Below are 14816 nucleotides of genomic sequence, written 5' to 3' on the forward strand. Positions count from 1 at the left end.
TCAGCCTCCCGTCGGCCCGAAACGCTCGGTCTTGATCCGGCGGGGGTCGTGGCCCAGCGCGACCAGCAGGTCGGCCGCCGCCTCCACGAAGCCGGTGGGCCCGCACACGAAGCAGGCCGGGTCGAACTCCGGCGGCCAGGCCCACGCGGCGAGGTCACCCTTCGCCAGCCGCCCCGGCGGCCTCGGCCAGCCGTCCGGCGCGGCGCGCGTGTACAGCGGGAAGACCTCCACGCCCGGGTCGGGGCGCCGCAGCTCATCGGCGTACCACCGGTCGCCGGGCGTGCGGACGGAGTACACCAGGCGGAACGGGACGCGCGATCCCGCCGCCCGCCGGGACCGCACCATCGCCATCAGCGGCGCCGCCCCGGCCCCGCCCGCGACGAGCGTGACGGGCGCCGGGGCGTCCGGCCGCCACACGAACCAGCCGCCGACCGGTCCGCGGATCTCGACCGGGTCGCCCGCCGCGAAGACCCCGGTCAGGTACGGGGAGACCTCGCCGTCCGGGACGTTCTGCACGGTCAGCTCGACGCGGTCGCCGTCCGCCGCGGCGGCGAGCGAGTAGCTGCGCTGGGCGCTGTACCCGTCGGCGGCGGTGAGCCGGACGTCGACGTGCTGGCCCGCGAGGTGGCCCGGCCAGCCGGGGACGTCCAGCACGAGCGTCCGCGCGGTGGGCGTCTCGTCGCGGGTCTCCGCGAGCCGCGCCACCCGCCACTCCAGCCGGGTCAGTCGCCCTGGTACCGCTGTTCCAGCCATGGGTCCCCGTAGTCGTGGTAGCCGGCCGTCTCCCAGAAGCCGGGCTCGTCCTGGGTGAGCAGGTCGAGGCCGTGGACCCACTTGGCCGACTTCCAGAAGTACAGGTGCGGAACGAGCAGCCGCACCGGGCCGCCGTGCTCGGGGTGCAGGTCCTCGTCGTCGAAGCGGTACGCCAGCCACGCCCGCCCGTCCAGCAGGTCCTCCAGGGGCAGGTTGGTGGTGTAGCCGCCGTAGGACCGGGCGAGCGCGTGGTCGGCCGCCGTGTCCATGTCCGCGAGGAGGGTGTCCAGGGAGACGCCCGTCCAGGTGGTGCCGAGCTTGGACCACTTGGTCACGCAGTGGATGTCGACGGTCGGCGTCTCGGACGGGAGCGCCCGGAACTCCCGCCAGGTCCAGCGGCGCCGGTCGCCGGTCTCGGTGGTGACGACGAACTCCCACTCGTCCCGGTCGATCCGGGGCGTCGGCCCCGCGGACAGGACCGGGAAGTCGTCGGTGAGGTACTGGCCGGGCGGCAGTTTCACGTCCCCCTGCCGCCGCCTGCCGTGGAATCCGGGCGAGACGATGCCCATCCCCGCTCCCTGTTCGTCCGGACGGCCCGTTCGCCCGCTTCCTTCCCGGTCAGGAGCGTTCAACCCTCGGGCGGCGCGCAGTTCCAGGGCGGCGGAAGATCTTGATCCGGCGGCGGACGTCCCGCCGGGCCGCTAGGCTGCGCTGCGGCAAGGCCGTAGCGCAGAGGTCGTCGCGCCTTACAGCGGGCTGGAGGACGTCGGTTCGAATCCGACCGGCCTTGCCACCCCAGCCTCGGTCCGCGCCGGGCCGCGGGGCACGGCGCGCGGGAACGGGGGACGCGGTGACGGTGATCGGCACGCGGGCGGCCCCGCGCGCGTTCCGGCCGGACGAGGCGTCGCGGCTGCGGCGGATCCGCCGCTACGCGGTCCCCCGCTGGATGATCGAGCGGGCCACCGAGCGGCGGCTCGCGGGCGACTGGCGAGGGGCGTGCGCGGCGGCGAACGTGGACGTCGCCTTCGACCTCGCGGACGTCGCGCGCGAGCACGGCGGCGAGGTCGCCGCCGCCCTGGAGGACGACCTCCGGCACCTGGCGCCCGACCTGCTGCGGTGGCACGCGCCGCGGGCCGGCCGCGGCCGGACGACGCTGGTCCCCGACCAGGCCCTGGTGCTGTCCGCCGACCCGGACGACCGCCGCCGCACCCTGCACGTCACGACGCCGCGCCAGCTCGTCCACGGGCCGCAGCGGCTCACCCTCCGGTTCGGCGCCGTCGCGACCGACGACTGGCCGTACCTCAACACCGACCTGCCCTACCTGTCGGTGTGGCACAACGTGCGGCACCAGTGGGACACCGCCCGCCATCTGTGGGACGTCCGGCACGCCGGCGAGCTGCGGGAGCGCTGCGGCGGCGACGCCCTGCGCGCGCCGTTCCTGCAGCCGGACGGAACGCCCCGCCCGCCGGGCCTGCTGCCGTCCGCCGACCCCGGCCGGGACGACCCGGCCGCGCACGCCGAGTGGGCGGTCCTGCTGCACGAGGCCGGCGACGTGCCGGGCGCGTGCGCCGCGGCGGGGATCGCCGTCGACGAGTCGGGCGTCGAGCTGGCGGAGTACCTCGGCGGCGGCGTCGTGGAGACGGTCGACGTGCTCGCCCGGCTGCCGCTGGCCCCCGCGCGGCTCGCGGACGAGATCGGGCGGCTGGCGGAGCGCGGGCACGGCGAGACGTTCTGGATCCCGGCGGACCAGCACGTGGGCGTCGTCCTGCGCCTGTCCGGCGGCGGGCTCGGCGTGGAGCTGGCGTCCCGGGCCGACCTCGGCGACGGGACGCCGGTGCTCGCCGACGCGGCGTGGCGGATGCCGCCGGACGTGGAGGCGCTGCGGCACGGCGCCGTCCCGGCCGAGGAGCTGCATCCGCTCGTCCGCGAGGCGCTCGCGCCGGCCCGCGCGTTCACCGGCCCCGGCGGCCCGCCCGGGCCGGACCTGCCCGGCCCGGTCCGGATCCGGTGCCGCGGCGAATGGCACGAGGTCGCCTTCCGCGACGGCGAGCTGCGCGTCCCGCACGGCGACGGCGAGCGGCGGCGCGAGCGGGCGCTGCTCGCGCTGGGCGGCGCGGTCGGCGGCTGCGAGGCGGCCGACCGGGCATGGCGGGCGGGCGGCCGCCTGCCGAAGGCGCTGGACGCCCAGCGGCGCGAGCTGCTGGCGCGGGTCCAGCACGGCGACACCCCCGCCGTGCTCGCCCTCCTGGACGCCGGCGTCGATCCCCGCGTCCGCGACGCGCGGGGCCGCACGCTGCTGCACGCGCTGCCGATGCTCGACTGGGAGCCGCTGCTGCCCCGGCTGCTGCCCGTCCTCGACCTGGAGGCCCGCGACGGCTGCGGGCGGACGCCGCTGCACGTGGTGGTGTTCGAGGACGGCCCGCCCGCGCTCGTCCGGGCCCTGCTGGACGCCGGCGCCAGGATCGACGTGCTGGACGAGGACGAGATCTCCCTGCTGCGCGTCATCGGCTGGCGCCGCTCCGACCTCGGCTTCCTGGAGGAGCGGATCCGGGACGAGCACCCGGACCTCGACGACTGGTGAGGGCCCGCCGCCGTCCCGCGCGGGGGGCGGTCCGCGCGGAGACGGCGGCGGGGTCGGTCAGCCCCCCGCCGGGACGCCGCTCGCGGGCGCCTGCGGCTGCGGCGCGGTGTACGGCTGGATGGGGCCGTCGCCGTCGTCGGTGGTCAGCGGCTGCCCCTGCGGGACGACCACGTCGCCCTTGATCACGCCGATCTGCGCGCCGGTGTACCCGGCGTGCGACTGCGCGCTGAACGCGAACGGGATGAGGCCCGGGCCGGTCAGCTTCGTCTTCTCGAGGCCGTCGACGAGGCTCTTGCGGGTCGGGTTCCGCCCGGCGTTCTGCAGCGCCTGGACGAAGGTGTAGGCGGCGGACATGCCGTACACGATGTTGCCGTTGAACGGCAGCTTCGGGATGTACTGGTCGTGGATCTTCCTGAACAGCTGGATCCAGCTGTTGGACGCGTCGCCCGGCGACGACAGGTACCCGTCGGTGACCATGCCCTGGATCAGCGGGCTGCCCTGCAGCTTCGTCCCGCCGGACTTGGCGAAGCTCTCCAGCAGGCCGTCGAGGGTGATCGGGTCGGAGCCGACGTTGCTGACCACGAACGTCGGCTTGTAGTCCAGCTTCAGGGCCGCGAGCCGGAACAGCGCGGTGTAGGTCGGGATGCTGAACAGGACGACCACGTCCGCCTTCGCCTGCGCGATCGCCTGCACCTGCGCGCTGACGTCGGTCGCGCCCGGCTGGTAGCTCTGCCGCGACACGACCTGTCCGGACGGGACGTACTTGTCGAGGCCCTTGACGCCGTCCTGCCCGAAGTCGTCGTTCTGGTAGAAGTAGGCGACCTTCTTGCCGGGGTAGGTCTTCTGGATGTGGTCGCCGAGGATCTTGCCCTCGCGGATGTAGTCGACCTGCCAGCCGAACGTCTGGGGGTGCTTCTTCGGCTCGTCCCAGCAGCCGCACCCGGACGCGACGAACAGGTCCGGGACGCGCTGGGCGTTGAGGTAGTCGACGACCTTGGAGTGCGTGGGCGTGCCCAGCCCGTTGAAGACGGCGAAGACCTTGTCCTGCAGGACGAGCTTCTGCACCACACTGACGGTCTGGGTCGGGTTGTAGGCGTCGTCGACGTACTTGTAGACGATCTTGCGGCCGTGCACGCCGCCGTGGGCGTTGACGTAGTCGAAGAACGCCTTGGACGCCGCCGAGTTCGCGCTGTAGCCGGGCGCGGCGGGACCGGTGAGCGGCTGGTGGCTGCCGATGGTGACGGTGGTGGCGGTGACGCCCGGAGCGGACGACCCGCTGTCGTCGCCGCTACCGCCGCAGCCGCTCGCCGCGGCCGCCAGCACCGCCGCCGTCATCGTCGCGACCGCCCGCACCCTCAGGGTCCGGGTCCGGGGCGCTCGCCTGGTCGGTGGTCGGCTCATCTGCTCCTCCTCGGTGCGTTGCCGGGACCCCCGGTGCGCCGCCGCCCGGCGCGAACCGCCGGAGGGACGGCGGGAGGCGGCGCCGGGCGGCGCCGCCGATGTCGCGCAGGCCGCCCTGGAGGCCGCGCGGGAAGGCCAGCGTCACCGCGATGAGGACGAGGCCGTAGATGGCGAGGGGCAGGTTCGAGGCGACGTCGTGCGACAGCCCCGACGAGGAGGCCGCGTCGGACGCCCACGACGGCACGAAGACCAGGATCAGCGCGCCCCACACCGCGCCCGGCAGGGTGCCGAGCCCGCCGATGATGACCGCCGCGATGAGCTGCAGCGACAGGGTGAGCGGGAACGCGCCGGGCGCGGCGAGGCTCGCCACGACCGCCAGCAGCCCGCCGGCGAGGCCCGCGCACGCCGCGGACACGACCGTCGCGGCGATCCGCAGCCGCGCGACGCGCAGCCCGCACAGCGCGGCGGCGATCTCGTCGTCGCGGCCGGCCCGCAGCGTCCGCCCGAACCGGCCGCCGGTGAGGTTGGCGAGCAGGAACAGCGTGATGACCGCGCCGGCGCAGGCGATCCACGCCTGCCAGCGCTCCAGCGGAAACGTCTCGCCGAGCGCGGCCGGCGGGACGGGCGGGGTGACGGTCAGCCCGTTCTGGCCGCCGAGCAGGCCGGTGAGGTGGGAGTAGTTCGCCAGGCCGGGCAGCCCGACGGCGAACGCGAGGGTGGCCCCGGCCAGGTAGGGGCCCTCGAGCCGGGCGGCGACCGCGCCGACGAGCACCCCGGCGAGGGCGGTGACGACGGCCGCGGCGGCGAGCATCGCGGCCAGCGGCCAGCCCCAGTGCGCGGACACCAGCGCGGCCGTGTACGCGCCGACCGCCATGAACGCGCCGTGCCCGAGGGAGATCTGCCCGCCGAGCCCGGTCAGCACGGTCAGCCCCGCGACCGCGCAGGTGAGATAGGCGGCCTGCGCGATCTGCAGGTCCCGGTACGGGCCGACGGACGTCGTCAGGACGTACAGCGCGACCAGGCCGGCCGCGGCGCCCGCGAGGTGGCGCACCAGCGTGAGGCGGAAGGCTCCCATGGCGTCACACCCTCCGTCCGGTGCGGGCGGCGAACAGCCCGTTCGGCCGGACCATCAGCACCGCGATCAGCGCGGCGAGCGCGCCGAAGGTGACCAGGTCCGAGCTGATGTAGCCGGACACGTAGCTGAGCGCGCAGCCGAGCAGCAGCCCGCCGACGACGGCGCCGGCGGGGCTGTCGAGCCCGCCGATGACGGCGGCGGTGAACCCGAACACCAGCATCGCGTCGAACTGGGACGGCCCGACGAACACCGACGGGGCGATCAGCACCCCGGCGAGCGACCCGACGAGCGCGGCGAGCGCCCAGCCGAGGGTGAGCATCCGGCCGACCCGCACCCCCTGCAGCCGGGCGATCTCCGGGGCGAACGCCGCGGCCCGCAGCTTCAGCCCGAGACCGGTCCGCACGAACAGCACGGTCAGCGCCGCCATCACCAGCGCGACCGCGCCGATGACGAACAGGTCGAACGGCGACAGCAGCAGCCGCGTCCCGCCGGCCGTGAGCCCCTTGATGGTGAACGCGGGCGGGTAGGAGTGCGGGGTGTCGCCCCAGATCATCCCCGCGGCCGCCTGCAGCAGGACGTACAGCCCGAGCGTGACGATCACCGCGTTCAGCGGCGGGCCGCCCTCCACCGGCCGCACCAGCACCCGCTCGGCGACGGCGCCGATCACCAGCCCGGACGCGAGCGCGACGCCGAGCGCCAGCCAGTACGAGCCGCCGTCGTGCACGACCGTCCAGGCCAGGAACGTGGTGAACATCAGCATGCCGCCCTGCGCGAAGTTCACCACGCGGGTGGCGCGCCAGATCAGCACGAGGGCCAGCGCGACCGCCGCGAACACCGCGCCCTGGGTGATCCCGGCGAGCGTGAGATTGACGAAGCGGACCATCAGAACCCCAGGTAGGCGTGGCGGAGCCGGGAGTCGGCGGCGAGGACGGCGGCGGGCTCGTCCGCCACGACCGTGCCGAGGTCGAGCACGAGCGCGCGGTCGGCGACCGACAGGGCGCTGCGCGCGTTCTGCTCGACGAGCAGGACCGTGCGGCCGTCCTCGTCGCACAGCCGGCGCAGCACCGCCATGAGCCGGGCGACGACCCGCGGCGCCAGCCCGAGCGACGGCTCGTCCACCAGCAGCAGCCGGGGCGCGCCGGTGAGCGCCCGGGCCAGCGCCAGCATCTGCCGCTCGCCGCCGGACAGCGTCGCCGCGGCGCGGGACCGGCGGGGCGCGAGCGGCGGGAAAAGCTCGTACATCTGCGCCACCCGGCGGGCGAGCGCGCCGCGGTCGCGCCGGTAGAGCCCGCCGAGCCGCAGGTTCTCCTCGACGGTCAGCTCGGTGATGACGCCGCCGCTCTGCGGCACGTGCGCCACGCCGAGCCGGACGATCTCCTCGACGGGCAGCCGCGCGAGGTCCCGGCCGTCCAGCGCGATCCGGCCCGCGCGCGGCCGCAGCAGGCCGGACACGGTGCGCAGCAGGGTCGTCTTGCCCGCGCCGTTGGCGCCGAGCACGGCGGTGAGCGAGCCCTCCTCGACCGTGAGGTCCACCCCGTCGAGCGCGCGGACGGCGCCGTAGCCGGCGGTGAGGCCGGCGACCTCAAGCATCGCGCACCTCCTCGCCGAGGTAGGCGTCCAGGACGGCCGGGTCGTCGCGGACCTCGGCGGGCGGTCCGGCCGCGATGACCCGGCCGAAGTCCAGCACCACGACCTGGTCGCACACGCCCATCACCAGGTCCATGTGGTGCTCGACCAGGACCACGGCGGGGCCGCCGCGCAGGCCCCTGATCAGCGCGGCCAGCTCTTCGATCTCCGCGGCCGACAGGCCCGCGGCCGGCTCGTCGAGCAGCAGCAGGTCAGGGTCGGCGACCAGCGCGCGGGCCAGCGCGACCCGCTTCTGCGCGCCGTACGGCAGCTCGCCGGGCCGCCGGGCCGCCTCGCCCGCCACGCCCAGCTCGTCCAGCCGCGCCATGGCCCGCTCGCGCAGCGCCGCGTCGTCGCGGTCGGCGCGCGGCAGCGCCAGCAGGCCGGAGACCAGACCGGCGCGCGCGTGCCGGTCCGCGCCGACCATCACGTTCTCCAGCACGGTCAGGCCGGGGAACAGCCCGAGCCCCTGCAGGGTGCGGGCGATGCCGAGCCGGGTCAGCCGGTGCGGCCGGTGCCGGACGAGCGGGCGCCCGCGCCAGCGCACCTCGCCCGACCGCGGCCGGACGAACCCGCACACGACGTTGAACAGCGTCGTCTTGCCCGCCCCGTTCGGCCCGATCACGCCCGTGACCCGGCCCGGCGGCGCCGACAGCGACACCTTCTCCAGCGCGACCAGCCCGCCGAAGCGGACGGTCACCTCACGTAGTTCCAAGGGTTGGGACGGGCCGCCGGACATGTCGCCTCATCTCGCCGGACGATAACGCTCGACTTCCCCCGAGGCCATTTGCACATACCGACTGGTCGGATTTCCCTGAAGATAGAATCGGGGGGGCGGCGCCGTCAACAGCCGGATTCCCCCCGCCTCGGCGGCCGCCGTTCTTGGACCGGGTTCCCGCCCGGTAGGCTGACGGCTGATCAGGGGCGACGGCGTTGCGGCGCGGGGCCCGGCCCCGGACGGAGGTGGAGTCTTGACACAGGCCTCAGTGGGGCGGCTCTCCGACGACGTGCCCCTGCCCGACCGGCTGCTCGCCGTCGCCACCCGGCTGTTCGCCGAGCGGGGCTTCGAGGGCACCTCGGTCCAGGAGATCGTCAACGCCGCCGGCGTCACCAAGGGCGCCATGTACCACTACTTCGGCTCCAAGGACGATCTCCTCTACGAGATCTACCACCGGCTCCTCGGCCTGCAGATGCGCCGGCTCGAGCAGATCGCCGACGGCCCCGGGCCCGCCGGGGAGCGGCTGCGCGCCGCCGCCCTCGACGTCCTGGAGACCTCGTTCCTCTACCTCGACGACTTCACCGTCTTCTTCCGCTCCACCCACCTGCTGTCCCGCGACCGCCGCGAGGCCGTCCGCGCGGAACGGCGCCGCTACCAGGAGCGGTTCCGCGACCTGGTCGAGGAGGGCCAGCGCGAGGGCTCCTTCCGCACGAGCATGCCCGCCGACATCGCCGTCCTCTTCTTCTTCGGCACCGTCCACCAGATCGGCGCCTGGTACCACCCCGGCGGCCGCCTCAAGACCCGCACCATCGCCGAGCACTACGTCGACCTGTTCCTGAACGGCATCACCCAGGGGGGCGAGTTTCCCAGGGGGGACGCCCCCCCTGGAACCCCCCGTCACGGTTGACAGGCTGTTTCCCGCTCCGCAAGAGCTCCGCGCGAAACGGCCCCTCCGTCGCCGGGCAGGCCCGCTGCGCTCGCTGCACTCGCTCCGCGTGCCTGCCCGTGTGGGGGCTGGGGTCTGGCCTTCCGTCGGCGTGTTCAGCCGGGCCTACAAGGCGCTAGGAATGGTCAGCGGTCGATGTGTTCGATCTTCAGGTCCTTGCTCTGGTGGCGGGTGCGGAGGGGCTTCTTGTCGAACTTGCCGACCGTGGTCTTCGGGATCTCGTCCATGAAGGTCCAGTACTCGGGGACCTGCCAGCGGGCGACCTTCCCGGCGAGGTGGTCGGCCAGTTCGGCGGCGGTCGCGGTGGCGTCCGGGCGGAGCACCACGCAGGCGAGCGGCCGCTCGTCCCAGCGGGGGTCGGGGATGCCGATGACGGCGGCCTCGGCGACCGCCGGGTGGCCCATGAGGTGGTTCTCCAGCTCGACCGAGGAGATCCACTCGCCGCCCGACTTGATGACGTCCTTGGCGCGGTCGGTGATCTGGTAGAAGCCGCGGTCGTCGATCGTGCCGATGTCGCCGGTGCGCAGCCAGCCGCCGTCGAACTTCTCCGGCGCGGGGTCGCGGTGGTAGGAGCCGGTGATCCACGGGCCGCGGACCTCGATCTCGCCGACGGACTCGCCGTCCCACGGCAGCTCGCGGCCCGCGTCGTCGACGATGCGCATCTCCACGCCGGCGGCGACGCGGCCGGACTTCAGCCGCCAGTCCATCTCCTCCGGCGTGCCGGGCTCCACCTCCGGCGGCGGGAACGCCATGCCGCCGAGCGGGCTGGTCTCGGTCATGCCCCAGCCCTGGATGATGCGCAGCCCGTACCGCTCCTCGAACGCCTCCAGCAGCGAGCGGGGCGCGGCGGCGCCGCCGGACGTGCCGGCGCGCAGCGACGACAGGTCCAGCTCGTGCTCCTCGCCGTAGGCGAGGATGCCGTTCCAGATGGTGGGGACGGCGGACGCGAGCGTGCTGCGCTCCCGGGCGACGAACTCGGTGAGGTGCTGCGGCTGCATGAACGGTCCGGGCATGTGCAGCGTCGCGCCGGACAGGAACGCCCCGTACGGCAGGCCCCAGGCGTTGACGTGGAACATCGGGACGATCGTCAGCACCCGGTCGGCCTCGGTGATGCCGACCAGCGACGCCGACTGCACGGCCATGGCGTGCAGGAACGTCGAGCGGTGCGAGTAGACGACGCCCTTCGGGTCGCCGGTGGTGCCGCTGGTGTAGCACATGGACGCGGCGGACCGCTCGTCCACCTCGGGCCACTCGTAGCCGGGCTCCTCGGCGGCGAGCAGCTCGTGGTACCGCAGGACGGGGGCGCCGTTGCGGTTGGCCTCGAGCGGCGCGCCGTCGCCGTCGCCGACGATGACGAACGCCTCGACGGCGGGCAGCTCGTCCACCACCCGGGCGAGCAGCGGCACGAGGCTGTCGTCGACGATGATCACCTGGTCGTCGGCGTGGTTGATGATGTGGGCGAGCTGCTCGGGGAACAGCCGGATGTTGAGGGTGTGCAGGACGGCGCCCATGGCGGGCACCGCGAAGTAGGCCTCCAGGTGCTCCTGGTCGTTCCAGCAGAAGGTCGCCACGCGGCCGCCCTGCCGGACACCGAGCCGCTGCAGCGCGGCGGCGAGGCGCTCGGCGTTGTCGGCGATCTGCGCGAACGTCGCGCGGCGCGGCTCGCCGCCGCCGGTCCACGTCACGCACTCGCTGCGCCCGTAGACGCGGCGGCCGTGCCGCAGGATCGCGGCGACCGACAGGGGGAAGTCCTGCATGGTGCTGGGGATCATGGCGGTGTCTCCGGGGGTGGATGCGGGGGCGGTCAGGCGACCAGCACGGACAGGACCTCGGCGACGCAGACGGGCTTGTCGCCGCCCTCGCGCTCGATCGTCACCCGGACCTTGGCCCGCGCGCCCTGCGCGGTGCGGTCCAGTGCGACGAGCTCCGCGCCGGCGCGCACCCGCGACCCGACGGGGACGGGCGCGGGGAACCGGACCTTGTCCGAGCCGTAGTTGATGCCCATCGTCAGGCCCTCGACCCGGGAGATCTCCGACATCAGCCTGGGGATCAGCGACACGGTGAGGTAGCCATGCGCGATCGTGCCGCCGAACGGGCCGTCCTTCGCGCGCTCGGGGTCGACGTGGATCCACTGGTGGTCGCCGGTCGCGTCGGCGAACCCGTCCACCTGCTCCTGGGTGACCGTGTGCCACTCGCTGTGGCCGAGATGGGTGCCGACGGCCTTCTCGTACTCGTCGATGCCGTGGAACGTCCTCATCGCGTTACCTCCTCCGCCGGGTGCGCGCCCGCTCCGTGGACGCCATGATGACAACATACCGACCGGTTGGTATGCAACGCGAGGGCCCGGCGGCTCAGGCTTCCTCGAGCGCGGCGATGCCGGAGCGCAGCAGCGGCTCGACGGCGTCGCCGATGCCGCCGAACCCCTCCCCCACGGTCTGCCCCCGCAGGTGGCGGTAGTGGATGCCCTCGGAGATCACCGCGAGCTTGAAGCAGGCCAGCCCGACGTAGAACCCGATCGCCGACAGGTCGCGGCCGCTGCGCTCGGCGTACCGGGCCACCACCTCGTCAGGCGCGGGGAAGCCCGGCGCGTGCGTCGCCTCGGGCCGCCCCGGGACGGGCGCCGTCCGTCTCATGTAGACGAGCAGGAGCGCGAGGTCGGTCAGCGGGTCGCCGAGCGTCGCCATCTCCCAGTCCAGGACGGCCGCGACCCGGTCGTCCGCGCCGACGAGGAGGTTGTCGAGCCGGTAGTCGCCGTGCACGATCGCCGGAGCGGACCCGGGCGGGACGTTCGCCGCCAGCAGCGCGTGCAGCTCGTCGGCGCCGTCCAGGTCCCGGCTGCGGGAGGCGTCGAGCTGCTTCTTCCAGCGGCGCACCTGGCGTTCGAGGAACCCCTCCGGCCGCCCGAAATCGGCCAGCCCCACCTCGGCGGGGTCGACGCGGTGCAGGTCGACGAGGGTGTCGATCATCCGTCCGGCGATCGCCGCGACCCGCTCGGCGCCGAGCGGGACGAGCTCGTCCGCGCTCCGGTAGGGGGTCCCCTCGACCATCTCCATCACGTAGAACGGCGCTCCGAGCACGTCCGGGTCCTCGCAGAGCAGGTACGTCTCGGGAACGGGGACGGACGTGCCGGCCAGCGCGGTCATGACCCGGTGCTCGCGGGCCATGTCGTGCGCCGTCGCGAGGACGTGGCCGAGCGGCGGGCGCCGGACGATCCAGGAGCGGGTGCCGTCGGTCACCTCGTAGGTCAGGTTCGAGCGGCCGCCCGCGACGACGCGGGCGCGCAGCGGCCCGGCGTCCGCCGGCCACAGGACGCCGGGGAGGACGCGTTCGACGTGGCGCCGGAACCGGTCCAGCGGCAGGCCCGGGACGTCGCCGTCTTCGAATACCCGCAATGCACGCCTCCTCGCCGATCAACCCTTGTACCGTCCGGTCGGTATGGCGCAGTATTGCGAGATGGGAACCCTCGCCGTCCAGGGCCGGAGGGCCCCGGGTCGCGCCCCCACCAGGCGGGCAGTAGTGCGCCGATGACACCATACCGACCAGTTGGTATGCAATAGCCGAATCCCCATTGCCATTCTCCGTCGGCGGCATTACTTTTGCCGCACGACGCGAAGCGGCGTGAGCTTCGCCACCCTGGCCGAAGGACCGACCGATGACGACGACCGACCCCCGGCCCGCCCGCGGCCGGGCGCGCGGCCGCATCGGCACCGCGCCGGACGAGGGCGTCCGGCCGGCCCGAACGAGCATCGAGCAGGAGGAGGTCTTCGGCCCTGTCGGCCCCGCCGTCCCGCACGGCGGCGGCGCCGACGGGGCACCCGCCATCGCCGGCGGCGCCCCGCACGGGGCGCCCGGCACGGCGCGGGCGGACGACCGGGAACGCGCCGCCGCGTTCGCCGCCGCCCCGCGCCCTACCCAGGACCGGTTCTCGGGGGAGACCAGCGCCCGGAGGAGTCCCTGACATGTCCGTTTCATCGTCCACCAACGACGGCGTCGCGCCCGGCGCCGACGCACCGCCCGGCCTCGCGGCACGGCTGTGGCGGCGGGACCTGCCGCACTACCCGGAGACGGGACGCCGCTACCTGTACCTCGGCATCGTGGTGATCACCACGATCGTCCTGTACTACCTGCTCTACATCCAGTACGCGGTGGCGACCTCCATCATGGAGCACTACCGCATGACGTTCGGCTACTTCATCATGCTGTCGGTGGTCGGCAACGCGATCGGCGCGTTCGCTTCGCTGTTCGCCGGGCTCGCCGACCGGTGGGGGCGCGCGAACCTCGTCGTGTACGGCCTGCTCGTCGCGGGCGTGATGGTGCTCGTGCTGCCGCACTCCCCGAACAAGGGCGTGTACCTGGCGCTGTTCGCGGTGCTCAGCCTCATCGAGGGCATCGTGCTCGTCGCCACCCCCGCGCTGATCCGCGACTTCTCCCCGCAGCTCGGCCGCGCCACCGCCATGGGCTACTGGACCATGGGCCCGGTCATCGGCAGCCTCGTGGTCACCACGGTGACCAGCCACACGCTCGACAGCTCCAGCTGGCAGGACGAGCTGACCTACTCGGGCATCGCGGCGCTCGTGGTGTTCGTCATCGCGCTGTTCGGGCTGCGCGAGCTGTCCCCGGCGCTGCGCGACCAGGTCATGGTGTCCATGCGCGACCGCGCGCTGGTCGAGGCGCGGGCCCGGGGCATCGACCCCGAGGCGCAGCTGAAGGGCAGCTGGCGGCAGATGATGCGGCTGGACGTCCTCGGCTCGGCCTTCGCGATCAGCGTCTACCTGCTGCTGTACTACGCGGCGGTCGGCAACTTCGTCGTCTACTTCTCCGCGACGTTCGGCTACAGCGAGCAGCGCACCAACGCGCTCGGCAACTGGTACTGGGCGGCGAACGCGATCGCGCTGGTGGTGGCCGGCCTGATCTCCGACCGGCTGAAGGTCCGCAAGCCGCTGATGCTCATCGGCGGCATCGGCTCGGTGGTCTGCACCGCGATCTTCGCCGCGTGGGCGACCGAGCCGAAGACCGGCTACTACGACTTCGCCTGGCTGTTCGTCGGGATCGGGGTCTTCGGCGGCCTGGCGTACGCGCCGTGGATGGCGGGCTTCACCGAGACGGTCGAGAAGCACAACCCGGCGGCGACCGCGACGGGACTGGCCGTGTGGGGCTGGATCCTGCGGATCGTGATCGCGTGCTCGGCGCTGTTCGTGCCGATCGTGGTGGACTCGGTGACGCCGATCGTGGAGCACGGCACCGAGGTGAAGGTGGCGTCCGCGCAGGCGCAGCAGGCCCTGGCGATCACGACGGCGCACCCGCAGATCTTCGCCGAGCTCTCCAAGTACCCGGCCGGGCAGGCGCCGCCGGAGCTGCAGGCGCGGGCGGCGAAGGAGGTCGGCGTCGCCGGCCTGCAGACGGTCGCGAAGGCGCAGCCGCAGCTGAAGATCCTCAAGGAGCACGGCGCGGAGGTGCAGAAGGCGGCCAAGGACGGACCCGGGCAGTGGCAGACCTGGTGGTACGTGGCGCTGGGCGGCCAGGTCGTGTTCATCCCGTTCATCTTCATCATGAGCGGGCGCTGGAGCCCCCGGAAGGCGCGCGAGGACGCCGAGGCGCACCAGAGGGCGATCGAGAAGGAGATGGCCCAGCTCAGCTGAGCCGCACCGCGCTGACCGCTCGAACCGATCCACCGGCCGGGACGTCCCGGCCGGTGGATCGCCGCTTGTCCGGCAGA

14 protein-coding genes and 1 tRNA gene are annotated in these 14816 nt (G+C 73.9%); 5 read left to right on the plus strand and 10 right to left on the minus strand.

Features of this window, described 5'->3' with window-relative positions; translation table 11 throughout:
• Together F8568_RS34185 and F8568_RS34190 are read right to left on the minus strand one after the other, a co-directional pair.
• Positions 1-705, minus strand: a complete 705-nt coding sequence (locus F8568_RS34185; protein WP_328601102.1) for a ferredoxin reductase — start codon at positions 703-705, stop codon at positions 1-3.
• 17 nt (positions 706-722) lie between these two features.
• Entirely contained in the window at positions 723-1322 is a 600-nt protein-coding gene (locus F8568_RS34190) for a sulfite oxidase-like oxidoreductase (RefSeq protein WP_151597212.1), read from the minus strand.
• 149 nt (positions 1323-1471) lie between these two features.
• Between F8568_RS34190 and F8568_RS34195 the strand changes: the two genes are divergently transcribed.
• Together F8568_RS34195 and F8568_RS34200 are read left to right on the plus strand one after the other, a co-directional pair.
• A tRNA-OTHER gene (locus tag F8568_RS34195) sits at positions 1472-1546 on the plus strand.
• Positions 1547-1603: 57 nt separating this feature from the next.
• Positions 1604-3334, plus strand: a complete 1731-nt coding sequence (locus F8568_RS34200; RefSeq protein ID WP_202125556.1) for an ankyrin repeat domain-containing protein — start codon at positions 1604-1606, stop codon at positions 3332-3334.
• A gap of 57 nt (positions 3335-3391) precedes the next feature.
• On the opposite strand, the gene F8568_RS34205 is transcribed toward F8568_RS34200, so the two are convergent.
• The 5 genes from F8568_RS34205 to F8568_RS34225 are packed head-to-tail and all read right to left on the minus strand — an operon-like array spanning position 3392 to position 8151.
• Positions 3392-4735 carry an ABC transporter substrate-binding protein gene (locus F8568_RS34205; protein WP_151597211.1) on the minus strand — a complete coding sequence of 448 codons (1344 nt, stop codon included), beginning with the start codon at positions 4733-4735 and terminating at the stop codon, positions 3392-3394.
• Positions 4623-5810 (minus strand): branched-chain amino acid ABC transporter permease, encoded by a 1188-nt coding sequence (locus F8568_RS34210; protein WP_151597210.1) that lies wholly within the window; start codon positions 5808-5810, stop codon positions 4623-4625. Before F8568_RS34210 ends, F8568_RS34205 begins: the two co-directional genes overlap by 113 nt.
• Positions 5811-5814: 4 nt before the next feature.
• The gene (locus F8568_RS34215) at positions 5815-6693 is read right to left on the minus strand and encodes a branched-chain amino acid ABC transporter permease (RefSeq protein WP_151597209.1); all 879 of its coding nucleotides are present in this window, start codon (positions 6691-6693) and stop codon (positions 5815-5817) included.
• Entirely contained in the window at positions 6693-7400 is a 708-nt protein-coding gene (locus tag F8568_RS34220; RefSeq protein ID WP_151597208.1) for an ABC transporter ATP-binding protein, read from the minus strand. The genes F8568_RS34215 and F8568_RS34220 overlap by 1 nt, the downstream gene beginning before the upstream one ends.
• Positions 7393-8151: an ABC transporter ATP-binding protein gene (locus tag F8568_RS34225; RefSeq protein WP_407924499.1), complete on the minus strand. Its 759-nt coding sequence runs from the start codon at positions 8149-8151 to the stop codon at positions 7393-7395. The genes F8568_RS34220 and F8568_RS34225 overlap by 8 nt, the downstream gene beginning before the upstream one ends.
• 256 nt (positions 8152-8407) lie before the next feature.
• Between F8568_RS34225 and F8568_RS34230 the strand changes: the two genes are divergently transcribed.
• The gene (locus F8568_RS34230) at positions 8408-9061 is read left to right on the plus strand and encodes a TetR/AcrR family transcriptional regulator (protein ID WP_236009475.1); all 654 of its coding nucleotides are present in this window, start codon (positions 8408-8410) and stop codon (positions 9059-9061) included.
• A 164-nt stretch (positions 9062-9225) separates the two neighbouring features.
• On the opposite strand, the gene F8568_RS34235 is transcribed toward F8568_RS34230, so the two are convergent.
• The 3 genes from F8568_RS34235 to F8568_RS34245 all read right to left on the minus strand — a co-directional run bounded on the left by F8568_RS34235 (position 9226) and on the right by F8568_RS34245 (position 12492).
• A complete protein-coding gene (locus F8568_RS34235) occupies positions 9226-10872 on the minus strand; it encodes a long-chain fatty acid--CoA ligase (protein WP_151597205.1) in 1647 nt (548 codons plus the stop codon).
• Positions 10873-10904: 32 nt separating this feature from the next.
• Positions 10905-11357, minus strand: a complete 453-nt coding sequence (locus F8568_RS34240) for a MaoC family dehydratase (RefSeq protein WP_151597204.1) — start codon at positions 11355-11357, stop codon at positions 10905-10907.
• Between the two features lie 94 nt (positions 11358-11451).
• Complete coding sequence (locus F8568_RS34245) at positions 11452-12492, minus strand: phosphotransferase family protein (RefSeq protein WP_151597203.1); 1041 nt, start codon at positions 12490-12492, stop codon at positions 11452-11454.
• 260 nt (positions 12493-12752) lie between these two features.
• On the opposite strand from F8568_RS34245, the gene F8568_RS34250 reads away from it, so the two are divergent.
• Both F8568_RS34250 and F8568_RS34255 read left to right on the plus strand, forming a co-directional pair.
• Positions 12753-13058, plus strand: a complete 306-nt coding sequence (locus F8568_RS34250) for a hypothetical protein (protein WP_151597202.1) — start codon at positions 12753-12755, stop codon at positions 13056-13058.
• Between the two features lies 1 nt (position 13059).
• Positions 13060-14739 carry an MFS transporter gene (locus F8568_RS34255; protein WP_151597201.1) on the plus strand — a complete coding sequence of 560 codons (1680 nt, stop codon included), beginning with the start codon at positions 13060-13062 and terminating at the stop codon, positions 14737-14739.
• Positions 14740-14816: the final 77 nt, after the last annotated feature.

This window comes from Actinomadura physcomitrii, from assembly GCF_008923205.2.
In the GTDB taxonomy this organism is placed as follows: Bacteria; Actinomycetota; Actinomycetes; order Streptosporangiales; family Streptosporangiaceae; genus Spirillospora; species Spirillospora physcomitrii.

Excerpts from the sequence above, each read along its gene's own strand:
- F8568_RS34255 (WP_151597201.1), top strand. The coding sequence starts at position 13,060 with ATGTCCGTTTCATCGTCCACCAACGACGGCGTCGCGCCCGGCGCCGAC.
- F8568_RS34190 (WP_151597212.1), bottom strand. The coding sequence starts at position 1,322 with ATGGGCATCGTCTCGCCCGGATTCCACGGCAGGCGGCGGCAGGGGGAC.
- F8568_RS34235 (WP_151597205.1), bottom strand. The coding sequence starts at position 10,872 with ATGATCCCCAGCACCATGCAGGACTTCCCCCTGTCGGTCGCCGCGATC.
- F8568_RS34205 (WP_151597211.1), bottom strand. The coding sequence starts at position 4,735 with ATGAGCCGACCACCGACCAGGCGAGCGCCCCGGACCCGGACCCTGAGG.
- F8568_RS34220 (WP_151597208.1), bottom strand. The coding sequence starts at position 7,400 with ATGCTTGAGGTCGCCGGCCTCACCGCCGGCTACGGCGCCGTCCGCGCG.
- F8568_RS34215 (WP_151597209.1), bottom strand. The coding sequence starts at position 6,693 with ATGGTCCGCTTCGTCAATCTCACGCTCGCCGGGATCACCCAGGGCGCG.
- F8568_RS34240 (WP_151597204.1), bottom strand. The coding sequence starts at position 11,357 with ATGAGGACGTTCCACGGCATCGACGAGTACGAGAAGGCCGTCGGCACC.
- F8568_RS34210 (WP_151597210.1), bottom strand. The coding sequence starts at position 5,810 with ATGGGAGCCTTCCGCCTCACGCTGGTGCGCCACCTCGCGGGCGCCGCG.
- F8568_RS34250 (WP_151597202.1), top strand. The coding sequence starts at position 12,753 with ATGACGACGACCGACCCCCGGCCCGCCCGCGGCCGGGCGCGCGGCCGC.